The organism is Stenotrophomonas sp. YJH_SMC_20 (genome assembly GCF_059367845.1).
Genome location: NZ_JCAFRG010000015.1, coordinates 1 through 14,232, shown reverse-complemented (window position 1 = coordinate 14,232; position 14,232 = coordinate 1). Strand labels below are relative to the sequence as shown.

Genomic DNA, 14,232 nt, shown 5'->3' with positions numbered 1-14,232 from the left:
CCGGCCAGGGGGCAGCGGCGTGGGCAATGATCGCGGTGTCAAGCCACGTTTTTCGTGGTTTTTTAAGAACGCACCTTGTAAACGATTTCAGATCATTGGACGTTATGCTTTCCCATCGATCAGACCACCGGAGGAACCGCGCCATGCAGGCACGCCATCTGTTGTCCGCCGCAGCGCTGAGCCTGGCCGTGGCCGCCTGCCAGCCGGCCCAGCAGGAACCTGCCAAGCCCCGCCCGCCGGTGATCCTGATCGAGGCCGACGCACCGCCGCGGCCGATGAAGCCGGAGCTTCCGCCGCTGTTCGATGACATCGAACGCCGCACCTTCCAGTTCTTCTGGGACACCACCAACGAAGTGAACGGCCTGACCCCGGACCGCTACCCGTCACGGCCGTTCGCCAGCATCGCCTCGGTCGGTTTCGCGTTGACTGCCTATCCGATCGGCATAGAAAACGGCTGGGTCAGCCGCAACCAGGCCATCGACCGCACGCTGACCACGCTGAAGTTCTTCCGCGATGTGCCGATGGGCCCGCAGCGCACCGGCAAGGCCGGCTACAAGGGCTTCTACTACCACTTCCTGGACATGCAGGAAGGCCGTCGCTACGACAGCTGGGTCGAGCTGTCCTCGGTGGATACCGCACTGCTGATGATGGGCGTGCTGTTCGCGCAGTCGTACTACGACGGCGATGATCCGCGCGAGAAGGAGATCCGCCAGATCGCCGACACCTTGTACAAGAAGGTGGACTGGCCGTGGCTGCAGCAGCGTGCGCCGCTGATCTCGATGGGCTGGTTCCCCGAGAGCGGCTTCATCGACCACGACTGGATGGGCTACAACGAGGCGATGATGGTCTACATCCTTGCCCTGGGGTCGCCCACGCACCCGGTCAGCCCGGATGCGTGGACGGTGTGGACGCGCACCTACGACAACGACTGGGGCGTTTACCAGGGCCAGGAATACCTGTCCTTCGGCCCGCTGTTCGGCCACCAGTACAGCCACGTCTGGATCGACTTCCGCGATATCCAGGACGCATACATGCGCGAGCGCGGCAGCACTTATTTCCTCAACAGCCGCTCGGCTGCGCTGGCCCAGCGCGAATACGCCATCGCCAACCCGATGCAGTGGAAGGAGTATGGCGAGAATGTGTGGGGCCTGACCGCCAGCGATGGCCCGCAGAACACCACGCAGGAGTACCGCGGCGAGCAGCGCCAGTTCCGCCATTACTCCTCGCGCGGCGCTGGGCTGCGCGAGAATTTCGATGACGGCACCATTGCCCCGACTGCTGCGATCGCCTCGGTGGTGTTTGCGCCGGAGCAGGTGATCCCGGCCACGCTGGAAATGCACAAGCGCTACGGCGACTACATCTATTCCAGCTACGGCTTCCTGGATTCATTCAACCCCAGCTTCAACTACGACATCCCGATCAAGACCGGCCGCCTGGTGCCGGATCGCGGCTGGGTCGCCAGCGATTACATCGCCATCGACCAGGGACCGATCCTGACCATGATCGCCAACTACCGCAACGATTTCGTGTGGGAGGTGATGAAGAAGAACCCCTACATCCGCAAGGGACTGGAGCGGGCAGGGTTCAGCGGTGGCTGGCTGGCGCCGGAAGGCGCGTTCCAGCCGCTGGAGCTGCAGAAGGACGAAAAGGCCGCGGCGGCACGCGCGGTGGGTATCGCCGAATCACGCGCGGCTGCCGCGCAGGAACAGAAAAACAATGCCAACCGCAACACAGGGCAGGGGAAGTAACCCGGTGCCGAACTGGATCGACCGCCTGCGCCGCTGGGCGCTGCCCGCCCTGGCCGCTTTGGCCGTGGCCGGCTGCGCCCGCACCGAGCCTGGAACCACCACCGTGCGCTTCTGGGCGATGGGTCGCGAAGCCGAGGTGGTCAGCGAGCTGATCCACGAGTTCGAGGCCGAAAATCCCGGCATCAAGGTGGATGTGCAGAACATCCCGTGGACGGCAGCGCACGAAAAGCTGCTGACCGCGTTCGCCGCCGATGGCCTGCCGGACGTGTGCCAGCTCGGCAATACCTGGGTGCCGGAGTTCGCCGAACTCGATGCATTGACCCCGCTGCAGCCGTTCGTGCAGCGCTCCACTGTGGTCGATCCGAAAGATTACTTCCAGGGCATCTGGGATACCAACGTGATCCACGGCGAGCTGGTGGGCGTGCCGTGGTACGTCGATACACGCCTGATCTACTACCGCAAGGACCTGCTGGCCAAGGCCGGCTACGACCACCCGCCGCGTACCTGGGCCGAGTGGGACGAGCAGATGGCGGCGATCAAGCGCATGCAGGGGCCGAACCGCTATGCGGTGCTGATGCCGATCAATGAGTTCGAGCAGCAGTTGTCCTTGGCACTGCAGCAACCCGATCCGCTGCTGCGCGACGATGACACCCGCGGCAATTTCGCCAGCCCGGGGTTCCGCCGCACGCTGGCCTTCTACGCCAACATGTTCGAGCAGGGCTGGGCGCCGAAGATGTCCGAGACGCAGATCTCCAACGTCTGGGACGAGTTCTTCCGCGGCTTCAACGTGTTCTACATCTCCGGCCCCTGGAACATCCGCGAGTTCAAGAAGCTGCAGCCAAAGGAACTGGAAGGGCAGTGGGGCACCGCGGCGCTACCGGGTCCGGACGGCCCCGGCGCCGGCATCGCCGGTGGCACCAGCCTGGTGATCTTCCGCAAGTCGCAGCAGAAGGAAGCGTCGTGGAAGCTGATCGAGTTCCTGTCGCGGCCGCAGATCCAGGCGCGTTTCCATTCGATCATCGGCGACCTGCCGCCGCGCCGCAGTACCTGGAACGCACCGTCGCTGGCCAACGATCCGCTGGCAGCGGCATTCCGTGACCAGCTGGAGCGGGTCAAGCCGACGCCGAAGGTGCTCGAATGGGAGCGCATCGTGCAGGAAATGCGCATCGTCACCGAGAAGGTGGTGCGCGGTGGCCTGCCGCAGGACAAGGCCGTGGAAGAACTGGACCAGCGCGTGGACAAGGTGCTGGCCAAGCGCCGCTGGATGCATGAACAACAACGCCTGCAGCAGCGCGCACCGTCGTCGCAGTCCAGCAGTGCCGTAGCCGCCGGGAGCGCGCAATGAAACGTACTTCGCTTGCCGGCTGGATCTTCGCCGGGCCCTCGTTGATCGTGCTGGGCGTGTTCTTCGGCCTGCCGGTGGCTTCGGCGCTGGCGCTGAGCGTGACCGACTTCGACCTGTATGCCCTGGCTGACAGCAGCAACCTGCGGTTTGTCGGCCTCGGCAACTACATCGACCTGCTGCAGACACCGATGTTCTGGAAGTCGCTGTGGAACACCACCTACTTCGTGCTGATCGGGGTGCCATTGTCGATCGGCGTGTCGCTGGGCGCGGCGATGCTGCTCAACGCGCCGGCCGCGCGCTTCAAGGCGCTGTTCCGCACCGCGCTGTTCGCGCCGGTGGTGACCACGCTGGTGGCGGTGGCGGTGATCTGGCGTTACCTGTTCCACACCAGCTACGGCCTGGTGAACTACGGCCTGGGCCACCTGGGCATCAGCCCGATCGACTGGCTGGGCGATCCCAACTGGGCGATGCCGACCATCATGCTGTTCGCGGTGTGGAAGAACTTCGGCTACAACATGGTGATCTTCCTGGCCGGCCTGCAGGCGATCCCGCATGACCTGTACGAGGCTGCGCGCATCGACGGTGCCTCGCGCTGGAAGCAGTTCCTGCACATCACCCTGCCGATGCTCGGCCCGGTGCTGCTGGTGGTCGGCGTGATTACCGTGTCCGGCTACTTCCAGCTGTTCGCCGAGCCGTATGTCATGACCCGCGGCGACCCGCTGCAGAGCACCGTCAGCGTGCTGTATTTCATGTTCGAGGAAGGCTTCAAGTGGTGGAACCTGGGACGCGCCTCCGCGGTGGCGTTCCTGCTGTTCCTGATCATCCTGGCGGTGACCACCGTGATGCTGCGTTTCGGCCGCAAGAGGCAGTTGGTATGAGTCGTGAAATCGGTCAGTCGCGCTGGTACCCGTGGATGATCAATGGCGCGTTGCTGGTGCTGGCCCTGGTCAGCCTGGCACCGCTGCTGTGGATGCTCTCGGTCTCGTTCATGCCGCAGGGCGAGGCCAGCCATTTCCCGCCGCCGCTGCTGCCTTCGAGCATCACCACGCACAACTACCATGAGTTGTTCGCGCGTACCGGCATGGGTGGCAACTTCGCCAACAGCCTGCTCGTCTCGCTGGCGATCACCTTTGGCTCGCTGTTGCTCAACACCATGGCCGGCTATGCGTTCGCCAAGCTCAACTTCGTCGGGCGCGAGCGCCTGTTCCAGGTGCTGATGGCGGCGCTGGTGATTCCAGCGCAGGTGGCGATGCTGCCGCTGTTCCTGCTGATGAAGCAGCTGGGCCTGGTCAACAGCTTCGGCGGCGTGATCGTGCCGGCGCTGGCCAGCGTGTTCGGCATCTTCCTGGTGCGCCAGTACGCGCGTTCGATTCCGGACGAATTGCTGGAAGCGGCCCGTATCGACGGGGCAGGGGAGCTGCGCATCTTCTTCCAGATCGTGCTGCCGATGCTCAAGCCGGTGCTGGTGACCCTGGCGATCTTCACCTTCATGGGCGCATGGAACGATTTCATGTGGCCGCTGATCGTGTTGACCGATCAGGAGCACTACACTTTGCCGGTGGCGCTGGCCACCCTCTCGCGCGAGCACATCATGGACGTGGAAATGATGATGGCCGGCGCGGTGGTCACCGTGGTCCCGGTGCTGGCGCTGTTCCTGGTGCTGCAGCGGTACTACATCCAAGGTCTGTTGCTGGGGAGCGTCAAGGGATGAAGCGAGCGATCGCCGTTGGACTGGGCCTGCTGTGGACCTCCCTGGCGATCGCCGCGCCACCGGCGCTGCCGGCACCGAAGGTGCTGGACGACTTCGACGACGTCGCGGCCTGGAAGCTGGTGTTGTCCGACCAGGTCAGCGGTTCGCTGCGCCCGGTCAGTGGCGCTGGCGGCGGCCGCGCGCTGTGCCTGGACTATGACTTCCACGATGTCTCCGGCTACGTCGGCATCCGCCGCGCGCTGAACATCGAATACCCGGTCAATTACCGTTTCGGCTTCCAGTTGCGCGGTGATTCACCGGGCAACGACCTGCAGTTCAAGTTGATCGATGCCAGCGGTGACAACGTCTGGTGGGTCAATCGTCCCGGCTACAGTTTCCCCAAGGGCTGGACGCCGGTCGAGTACCGCCGCCGCCAGATCGACAAGGCGTGGGGCCCCTCGCCCGAGAAGGAGATGGCGCGCAGCGCCGCCGTCGAGTTCACGATTTACAGCAAGGTCGGCGGCCGCGGCACCGTATGCTTCGACAGGCTGACCCTGCAGGGGCTGCCACCGCAGGATGATTCGGCGCTGGTGCCGTCGGTGATTGCCGATACCGCCACCGCGCTGCAGGACCGCATGATCGACGGCAAGAGCGACACGTTCTGGATCAGCGGTGGCGTCAAGCAGCAGACCATCAGCCTGGACCTGCACAAGAGCCGCGAGATCGGCGGTGTCGTGATCGATTGGCTGCCGAACCTGGAAGCCAATCGCTACACCGTGCGGACGTCCGAGGATGGCCGGGATTGGCGCATCGTGCGCGAAGTGACCAGCGGTGCCGGTGGCCGCGACTGGCTTGCCCTGCCGGATACCGACGCGCGCTACGTGCGTTTCGATCTGCGCGATGGCCCGAACTGGCGCTATGGCATCCGTGACATCGCACTCAAGCCGCTGGCGTTCGCCGCCACGCCCAATGCCTTCCTGTCCTCGGTAGCCGCCGATCTGCCGCGCGGTTCGTTGCCGCGCGCGTATGTGGGCGAACAGCCCTACTGGACCCTGCTCGGCCTCGATGGTGGCCAGGAGCAGGCGCTGATCAGCGAAGATGGCGCGCTGGAGCCGGCCAAGGGCAGCTTCAGCATCGAGCCGTTCATCCGTTTGGACGGCAAGCTGCTGGACTGGTCGAAAGTGGCTATCACCCAGTCGCTGCAGGATCACTACCTGCCGATCGCCACCGTCGACTGGGTGCATGAGAAGGCCGGACTCTCGGTGACCGGTTTCGTGCAGGGCACGCCCGAGCGTGCGCAGCTGATCGGCCGCTACCGGCTGAGCAATCCGGACAAGGTCGCGCACGAATACACCCTGGCACTGGCGATACGGCCGTGGCAGGTCAATCCGCCCACCCAGTTCCTTAATACCGTCGGAGGCTTCAGCCGGATTGATGCCCTGGATGTAGGTGAGCAGCTGGTTCGGGTTAACGGTGAGCCGCGGATCTATCCGCTGCAGGTACCGGACGCGCGCTTTGCCAGTACGTTCGATGGCAAGCTCGATGCGATGCATCTGGAAAGCGGCACGTACCCGGCGACCACGGCGGTGAAGGACAGCACCGGCATGGCGTCGGGTGCGCTGGTGTACACGATCAGGCTGGAGCCCGGGCAGAACCGTGAGGTGGCGGTGGTGCTGCCACAGACCGGTGGCTGGGCGCCGCAGGCGCTGGATGTGGCCAAGGCGCAGGCGCAGGTGGCCGAGCAATGGCGGAAGAAGCTGGGCGTGGTTTCGCTGCAGGTGCCTGCTGCAGGCCAGCCACTGGTCGACACCCTGCGCACGGCGGTGGCGCACATGCTGATCTCGCGTGTCGGACCGCGCCTGCAGCCGGGCACGCGGTCGTATGCGCGCAGCTGGATCCGCGACGGCGCGATGATCTCCGAGGGCCTGCTGCGCATGGGGCGCAGTGATGCGGTGCGCGATTACATCAACTGGTATGCGCCGTACCAGTTCGAAAACGGCAAGGTGCCGTGCTGCGTCGACGCGCGCGGCAGCGACCCGGTGCCGGAGAACGACAGCCATGGCGAGTTGATCTACAGCATCGCCGAGTATGGGCGCTACACCGGCGACAGCACGTTCACCGAGCTGATGTGGCCGCACGTGCAGGGCGCCTACAACTACATGGAGCAGCTGCGCGCCAGCGAGCGCACCGAGGAAAACCGCGCGCGCAACCCGGCGTTCTACGGGATGATGCCGGCCTCGATCAGCCATGAAGGCTATTCGGCCAAGCCGATGCATTCCTACTGGGACAACTTCTGGGCACTGCGCGGCTACAAGGACGCGGCGCTGCTGGCGACCCAGCTGGGCAAGGTCGAGGCGATGCAGATCGCCGAATCGCGCGACCAGTTCCGTGCTGACCTGCAGGCCTCGCTGCTGTCGGCGATGCAGCAGCACAAGATCGATTACCTGCCGGGCTCGGCCGAGCTGGGCGACTTCGACGCGACCTCCACCACGATCGCGCTTGCCCCCGGCGGCGAGCAGGGCCGGCTGCCGCAGCAGGCGCTGGAGGCGACCTTCGAGCGCTACTGGAACGAGTTCGTTGCCCGTCGCGATGGCAAGCGCGAGTGGAAGGATTACACCCCGTACGAATGGCGCAACGTGGCAGCGTTCGTGCGCCTGGGCTGGCGCGACCGCGCCTGGCAGGCCACCGAGTTCTTCTTCAGGGACCGCGCGCCACAGGCCTGGAACCAGTGGGCCGAAGTGGTCTCGCGCACGCCGCGCAAGCCGTTCTTCGTCGGTGACCTGCCGCACGCCTGGGTGGCTTCGGACTTCGTGCGCTCTGCGTTGGACATGTTCGCTTACAACCGTGATCTGGACGATGCGCTGGTACTGGCCGCCGGCGTGCCGACCGCGTGGCTGCAGGGCGAGGGCATTGCCGTGCAGGGCCTGCGCACGCCGCAGGGGAAGTTGAACTACCGCCTGCAGCGCAGCGACAAGCAGCTGGTGCTGGAGGTGCAACCGGGCCTGGTGCCGCCGGTCGGTGGTGTGGTGCTGCCGTGGCCGTATGCTGGCGACCCGGGCGAGGCGAGCATCAACGGTGAAGCGGCCCAGTGGATCAACAGAGAACTGCACGTGCACCAGCTGCCGGCGCGGATCGAGATCGACGTGCCGAGCGCAGTGCGCCGCGCCGAACGCAAGGGGCAGTAACGATGAAGCAGCAGCGGGCGAAGGTGCGCACGTCGGTGCGCGCCCTGGGGCTGGCCATTGCAATGGCATTGCCGGGCGTGATGATGGCGGCTGAACCGGCTGGCACGACTGTGGCGCCCGACGTTGCCAGCGCGCCGGGCATGAGCATGGTCACCTTCAACCTGCACCACGACCGCGAAGACTGGCCGAGCCGGCGCCGCACCATCCTGGCCGAGCTCAAGCGCCTGCAGCCGGATGCGGTTGCCCTGCAGGAAGTGATCCAGCGCCGCAACGTGCGAAACCAGGCGCAATGGCTGGCCGGCCAACTCGGCTACAGGTATGTGTTCGTGTCCACCGATCCGGTCGCGGCACCCAAGCGCTACGGCAATGCGCTGCTGACCCGGCGGCCGATCCTCGCTCAGGGCGATCATCTGCTGCAGCCGCTGGACGACTACCGCACCGTGGCCCACCTGCGCATCGACGTCGACGGCACGCCGGTAAACATCTACGCCACGCATCTGAACGAGCGCAGCGACGAGAACGGGCAGCGCATCCGTCGCACCCAGGTCGAAGACCTGCTGCGCTTCATCACTGCAACCTCGGCCGGTGCACCGGTGGTGATCGCCGGCGACTTCAATGCACTGGTGGATGCCGGCGACCTGAGCGAGCTGCGCAGCCACTACGGCGACAGCTACGGCAGCGTGCATGTCAACACCGATCTGTCCGCGGTCAGTACGCTCAACCGTCACTATTACCAGGCGCCGTCGCGGATCGACCACATCTTCTTCCAGCAGGACGAGATGGTCGCACGCGAGGCGAAGATCCTGTTCGACCAGCCCGATGACAGCGGTCGCTGGGCCTCGGACCACTACGGCGTGTGGACCCGCCTGCAGTTCGCGCCGAAACCCTGACGCAGGCACGCTTGGGTAGGTGCCAACCTTGGTGGGCACGGTTTGGCCCGACGCACAAACAAAAACGGCGGGGATCATTGATCCCCGCCGTTTCGTTTTCACGCTATCAAGGCGCGATCAGTTCGACGGAGGCGTGCGCTTGGCGGCCTCTTCGTCTTCTTCATCGGCCCTGGCTTCTGCAGCCTGCGCTGCGGCGTCGGCATGGCCATCGGCGACCGGATCGATCGACGGCGTCACCACGGCTTCGGCGACCGGGGCAGCGGCCTCGATCGGCGCGGCTTCCACCGCCACCGGCGCGACCGGCTGTTCCACGATCGGCGCAGTCTCGACGACCGGCGTGGCTTCAACGGCCGGGGCGGCCTCCACCACCGGGCCACTCTCACTGGCCACCGGCTTGGTTTCAACCACCGGGGTTGCTTCAACCACCTGCGGCTTCGATTCCACGACCGGCGCGGCCTCGACCGCGACCGGCTTCGTTTCGATCACCGGAGCGGCTTCAGCCTCTGCGGTCGTTTCAGCCACAACCGGCTTTGCTTCGATCACCGGCGCGGCAGCGTCCACCACCGGAGTGGCGTCGGCGACCGGCTGAACCGGGGTCGCAGCGTCGATGGCATCGAGCATGCTGGTCTGCACCGGCGAGGACACCGTTTCAGTTTTCGCAGCAGCCTCGGCCGGCGCCTGCGCTTCAGCCGCGACGGGGGCGGCGACTTCGACCACGGCGCTGCTCACCACCGCAACCGGTGCGGAAACCGCAGCGGCGGCAGCGCGGGCCGGCTTCCCGGCTTCGATGGCGATCGGCTCGACTTCGTCATCGAAGTCGAACTCCGGCTGCGAACGGACCGGCTGCACCGCAGCAACCGGAGCGGTTCCGGCGGTGTTGTTGACGCTCGGCTCGGCGCCGTCGGTGTCTTCACCGTCATCACCATCGTCCTGGTCATCGCCCAGGGCGTCGCTGCCGACGGCATTCTCGGTGCCACCGCGACGACGGCGACGGCCACCACGACGGCCACGACGACGGCGGGTTGCGCCTTCGCCTGCCTGCTCGCCATTGGTGTCGGTTGCAGCCTCCTCGCCGGCAACCGCAGTCACCTCGGCCGCGCTGCCAGCGTTGGCAGCGGTGTCGGCCGACGCAGCGGCTTCCACCGGAGCGGCGGGTGCCGGAGCAACCGGCGTCACCGGCGCGGTGGCTTCCAGCGCGTTCACCCCGTTGGCGGCGACGGCCGTAGCGGCTACGGCTGCCGCTGCGGTCACGGCTTCGGCAGCTGCTTCGGCGGCATTGCGCTGCGGCTTCTCGGCCGGCTTGTCACCGTCCTGCTGCTGCGGGCGCGGCTGCTTGGGCTGCTTCAGCTTCGGCTGCTGGTTCTGGTTCTGGCCCTGCTGCTCGTTGCGCGGCTTGTTCTGCTGCTGCGGCTGCTGCTGGCCATCCTTGTGCTGCGGCTCCTTCTGCTTGCCCTGCTGCGGCTGCTGCTGCGCATTGCCGTTGTTGCCGTTGCGGCCGTCCTTGCGCTGCTCGCCGCGGTCCTTGCGGTTGCCGCCATCCTTCTGCTGCTGCGCGTTGCCATTGCCACGACTGTCGTCGCGACGGTCCTTGCGGTCCTTGTTGCGATCCTTGTTGCGGTCCTTGCGGCCACCGTCCTGCGACTGACGCGCCGCCGGAGCGGCCGGCGCCGGCGCCGGGGCCGGCTCGCCACCGAACACGCGCTTGAGCCAGCCGATCACGCCGCCGCTGGGGGCCGGGGCCGTCGGTGCGACCGCGACCGGGGCCGGGGCTGCCTTGGCCGGCTCAACTTCCTCGCGAACCGGGGCGGGCGAGGTGTGTTTGACCTGGGTCACCGCCGGCGGCGGGATGTTCAGCTGGCCCTTGGTCAGCGCGTGCACCGGCAGCTTGCGCGGGGTGCCCCGCTGGTAGCTGGGCTTGCTGCTTTCTTCACCCAACTCGTTCTCGCGCAGGCGGGTGACGGTGTAGTGCGGGGTATGCAGCTGCTCGTCGGCCACGATCACGATCGGCGCCTCGTGGCGCTGCTCGATCTCGCGCAGGGCGCTGCGCTTCTCGTTCAGCAGGTAATTGGCGATCTCCACGGGGGCCTGCACCAGCACCTGCCCGGTGTTCTCCTTCATCGCATGCTCTTCGGCGACGCGGATGATCGACAGCGACAGCGACTCGACGCTGCGCATGCGGCCGTGGCCGTCACAGCGCGGGCAGACGATCTGGCTGGACTCGCCCAGGCTCGGGCGCAGGCGCTGGCGGCTCATTTCCAGCAGGCCGAAGCGCGAGATGCGGCCGACCTGGACGCGGGCCCGGTCGTACTTCAGCGCGTTGGCCAAGCGGTTCTCGACCTCGCGCTGGTGCTTGTTGGAGGCCATGTCGATGAAATCGATGACCACCAGGCCACCCAGGTCGCGCAGGCGCAGCTGGCGGGCCACTTCCTCAGCCGCTTCCAGGTTCGTCTGGAACGCGGTGTCCTCGATGTCGCTGCCCTTGGTGGCGCGCGAGGAGTTCACGTCGACCGCGGTCAGTGCTTCGGTCTGGTCGACCACGATCGAGCCGCCCGACGGCAGGCGCACGTTGCGCTCGTATGCACCTTCGATCTGCGACTCGATCTGGAAGCGGTTGAACAGCGGGATGTCGTCCTTGTAGTGCTTGAGCTTGCGCAGGGTCTGCGGCATCACCTGCTGCATGAACTCGCGGGCGTGCTCGTACATCTCCTCGGTGTCCACCAGGATCTCGCCGATGTCGGCGCGCAGGTAGTCACGCAGGGCGCGCACGATCAGGCGCGACTCCTGGTAGATCAGGAACGGAGCGGGCTTGCTCAGCGCGGCTTCGGCGATGGCGCGCCAGACGTTGAGCAGGTAGTCCAGGTCCCACTGCAGTTCTTCCGCATCGCGGCCGACGCCGGCGGTACGGATGATCACGCCCATGTCGTCGGGAATGTTCAGCTTGTCCAGCGCGTCCTTCAGCGCGGCCCGGTCTTCGCCCTCGATGCGGCGGGACACACCACCGGCGCTGGGCGAGTTCGGCATCAGCACCATGTAGCGGCCGGCCAGCGAGATGAACGTGGTCAGGGCGGCGCCCTTGTTGCCACGCTCTTCCTTGTCGACCTGGACGACGATCTCCTGGCCTTCCTTCAGCAGTTCGCGGATGCCGGCCTTGTTGTGGTCGACGCCGGCCTGGAAGTAGTCGCGGGAGATTTCCTTCAACGGCAGGAAGCCATGGCGGCCACCGCCGTATTCGACGAAGGCCGCTTCCAGCGAGGGCTCGATGCGGAAGATCCGGCCCTTGTAGATGTTGGACTTCTTCTGTTCCTTCGACGGCTGCTCGATGTCGATGTCATACAACGACTGGCCATCCACGATGGCAACACGCAGCTCTTCAGCCTGCGTTGCGTTGATCAGCATTCGCTTCATTGTTGCGTTCCTCGCAAGCGGCTACCGCGCGGAACGCCATGGGGTTTCGCCTCTGGACACGGCTCGCCGCCCATTCGCGCAAGCGCGGGGAGGGCGGCTTGGGTTTCCAGCGCTACGACACCACGGCAGGCCGCGGGAGCGCTTCACTCTTATGGGTTTTGGGTGTTGCAGGGCCGCAGGCAGCTGTCAGCCAGGCTGGAGCGCCACGCGGGACATGTTCAGCACGGTTGCGTGTCAGGCATCCGGCGATGGCCGGGAAGGCCGGTGAGCCGCTAACATGGCCGCCCCGCGGGCGGTGGTCGCGCACTGTGCCGGATTCGTCGGAAGCTGGGCTTCTGGCCCTGAGTAACTTCCAACGAAATCAATCCCTTATCTCGCCCCCCGAGTGTAACAGAATAAACAGCCTGATGACCGCCCAAGACCCCACCAAGCCCGCAGGCGACAAGCCTTCCGTGCGCATGATCACCGTTCCCGCCGACCGCGCCGGCCAGCGCCTGGACAACTTCCTGCTCGGCCAGCTGAAGGGGGCCCCGCGCAGCCTGGTCTACAAGCTGGTGCGCAGTGGCCAGGTGCGGGTCAACGGCGGTCGCGCCAAGGCCGAGCGCAAGCTGGAGGCGGGCGATGAGGTGCGTGTACCACCCGTGCGTCTCAGCGAGGAGGGAGACAAGGCCGGTCCACCTGAGGCGTTCATGCGCCGCCTGGAGCAGGCCATCGTGTTCGAGGATGCCCGCCTGCTGGCCCTGAACAAGCCCTCTGGCGTGGCCAGTCATGGCGGCAGCGGCATCAGCTTCGGGGCGATCGAGACCCTGCGTGCGCTGCGCCCGGGGCAGACCCTGGAGCTGGTCCATCGGCTGGATCGCGACACCTCCGGCCTGCTGATCGTGGCCAAGAAGCGCTCGGCGCTGAGTGAACTGCAGGCCCTGCTGCGTGAAGACCATGGCGCTGGCATCCGCAAGCGCTACCTGACCCTGCTGGCCGGGCGCATGCCCGATGGCGTGATGACGGTGGACGCGCCGCTGCACGTGGGCCTGCGCCAGGGCGGCGAGCGCCATGTGCAGGTCAACGCGATCGGCAAGGAATCGATCAGCCACTTCCGGGTGCTGGAGCGCCGCGGCGGCCATTCGTACTGCGAGGTGCGCATCGAGACTGGCCGCACCCATCAGATCCGCGTGCACGCCCAGCATCTGGGCCACCCGGTGGCCGGTGACGACAAGTACGGCGATCCGGCGGTGAACAAGCGGCTTCGTGAGCAGATCGGGCTGAAGCGCCTGTTTCTGCACGCGGCTTCGCTGGAGTTCGCGCTGGATGACGGCAAGAGCCCATACGTGCTGAACGCGCCGCTGGCCGATGAGCTGGTTGAGGCGCTGGACCGCCTGCGCTGACGGCGGTTCGGCGGCGCCGGGTGCTTGGTCGGCGCCGTCGCTTTCCTGCGATGAGTGGGCTCGTCACTTTCTTTGCTCGTGCAAAGAAAGTAACCAAAGAAACACGCCGCCATCCGCGAGCCGGCGCTGCGCGCCGGTACCCTGCGCTCCTCGGTCCGCCGAGGGGCGGCGCGGAACTCGCTGCGCTCAGACACCCGCGCCTCTTCGCCCTCGCCGGACCTGCGGTGCTCGGCTCGCTACAAGGCGGACCTGACAGCCGCAGCGTAGACCCATACCCGCACGCAGCCCTTGCAGAGTCGAGCCACGCTCGACTCACGCGCGCAGCGCGGGCTTCGCTTTTTCATTCTTTCATCGCGCGGCTGGCACGCCTATAGCCTGTCAGAGGCCGGGCGAGGTGGGTTTGCGGGGGTGTAAGCGCCATGGATGGCGCGCCCAAGCCCCCAAGGTGAAGTGCCCCCCGGGAGTTGGACGCCAGATCCAACCCCGAGGGATACATGAACAGATACGACGCTCGTTTCAAACTGCAGGTCGCCAAAGAGGCCTGCAAGACGTCCACATCAGTCAAAGCCGTTGCTCGTCGCCACAGC

Annotated in this window: 9 protein-coding genes; 8 read left to right on the top strand and 1 reads right to left on the bottom strand. The window is 66.2% G+C overall.

Going from position 1 to position 14,232, the window contains the following annotated elements; genetic code table 11:
- Positions 1-143: 143 nt before the first annotated feature.
- From AC5P6A_RS19680 to AC5P6A_RS19655, 6 genes are read left to right on the top strand one after another with little or no spacing between them, the layout of a single operon-like run.
- Positions 144-1,748, top strand: a complete 1,605-nt coding sequence (locus AC5P6A_RS19680; protein ID WP_019660460.1) for a glucoamylase family protein — start codon at positions 144-146, stop codon at positions 1,746-1,748.
- The gene (locus AC5P6A_RS19675) at positions 1,717-3,093 is read left to right on the top strand and encodes a sugar ABC transporter substrate-binding protein (protein WP_194445550.1); all 1,377 of its coding nucleotides are present in this window, start codon (positions 1,717-1,719) and stop codon (positions 3,091-3,093) included. The genes AC5P6A_RS19680 and AC5P6A_RS19675 overlap by 32 nt, the downstream gene beginning before the upstream one ends.
- Positions 3,090-3,971 (top strand): carbohydrate ABC transporter permease, encoded by an 882-nt coding sequence (locus AC5P6A_RS19670; protein WP_005410323.1) that lies wholly within the window; start codon positions 3,090-3,092, stop codon positions 3,969-3,971. Before AC5P6A_RS19675 ends, AC5P6A_RS19670 begins: the two co-directional genes overlap by 4 nt.
- A complete protein-coding gene (locus AC5P6A_RS19665; protein WP_019660458.1) occupies positions 3,968-4,804 on the top strand; it encodes a carbohydrate ABC transporter permease in 837 nt (278 codons plus the stop codon). The genes AC5P6A_RS19670 and AC5P6A_RS19665 overlap by 4 nt, the downstream gene beginning before the upstream one ends.
- Positions 4,801-7,968 (top strand): discoidin domain-containing protein, encoded by a 3,168-nt coding sequence (locus AC5P6A_RS19660; RefSeq protein WP_180876608.1) that lies wholly within the window; start codon positions 4,801-4,803, stop codon positions 7,966-7,968. The genes AC5P6A_RS19665 and AC5P6A_RS19660 overlap by 4 nt, the downstream gene beginning before the upstream one ends.
- A 2-nt stretch (positions 7,969-7,970) precedes the next feature.
- Positions 7,971-8,858 carry an endonuclease/exonuclease/phosphatase family protein gene (locus tag AC5P6A_RS19655; RefSeq protein ID WP_019660456.1) on the top strand — a complete coding sequence of 296 codons (888 nt, stop codon included), beginning with the start codon at positions 7,971-7,973 and terminating at the stop codon, positions 8,856-8,858.
- A gap of 117 nt (positions 8,859-8,975) precedes the next feature.
- Here AC5P6A_RS19655 and AC5P6A_RS19650 read toward each other — a convergent pair whose 3' ends face one another.
- Positions 8,976-12,263, bottom strand: coding sequence for an Rne/Rng family ribonuclease (locus AC5P6A_RS19650; RefSeq protein WP_180876609.1), 3,288 nt, complete (start codon positions 12,261-12,263; stop codon positions 8,976-8,978).
- A gap of 407 nt (positions 12,264-12,670) precedes the next feature.
- Here AC5P6A_RS19650 and AC5P6A_RS19645 point away from each other — a divergent pair, with 407 nt between their 5' ends.
- Both AC5P6A_RS19645 and AC5P6A_RS19640 read left to right on the top strand, forming a co-directional pair.
- A complete protein-coding gene (locus AC5P6A_RS19645) occupies positions 12,671-13,645 on the top strand; it encodes an RluA family pseudouridine synthase (protein ID WP_031269982.1) in 975 nt (324 codons plus the stop codon).
- A 494-nt stretch (positions 13,646-14,139) separates the two neighbouring features.
- Positions 14,140-14,232, top strand: a 93-nt coding sequence (locus AC5P6A_RS19640; RefSeq protein WP_332328542.1) for a transposase, incomplete at its 3' end; no start/stop codon positions are given.

Bases quoted from the DNA above. Each gene is read 5' to 3' on its own strand.
- AC5P6A_RS19680 (WP_019660460.1), top strand. From the start codon at position 144: ATGCAGGCACGCCATCTGTTGTCCGCCGCAGCGCTGAGCCTGGCCGTG.
- AC5P6A_RS19675 (WP_194445550.1), top strand. From the start codon at position 1,717: ATGCCAACCGCAACACAGGGCAGGGGAAGTAACCCGGTGCCGAACTGG.
- AC5P6A_RS19670 (WP_005410323.1), top strand. From the start codon at position 3,090: ATGAAACGTACTTCGCTTGCCGGCTGGATCTTCGCCGGGCCCTCGTTG.
- AC5P6A_RS19665 (WP_019660458.1), top strand. From the start codon at position 3,968: ATGAGTCGTGAAATCGGTCAGTCGCGCTGGTACCCGTGGATGATCAAT.
- AC5P6A_RS19660 (WP_180876608.1), top strand. From the start codon at position 4,801: ATGAAGCGAGCGATCGCCGTTGGACTGGGCCTGCTGTGGACCTCCCTG.
- AC5P6A_RS19655 (WP_019660456.1), top strand. From the start codon at position 7,971: ATGAAGCAGCAGCGGGCGAAGGTGCGCACGTCGGTGCGCGCCCTGGGG.
- AC5P6A_RS19650 (WP_180876609.1), bottom strand. From the start codon at position 12,263: ATGAAGCGAATGCTGATCAACGCAACGCAGGCTGAAGAGCTGCGTGTT.
- AC5P6A_RS19645 (WP_031269982.1), top strand. From the start codon at position 12,671: ATGACCGCCCAAGACCCCACCAAGCCCGCAGGCGACAAGCCTTCCGTG.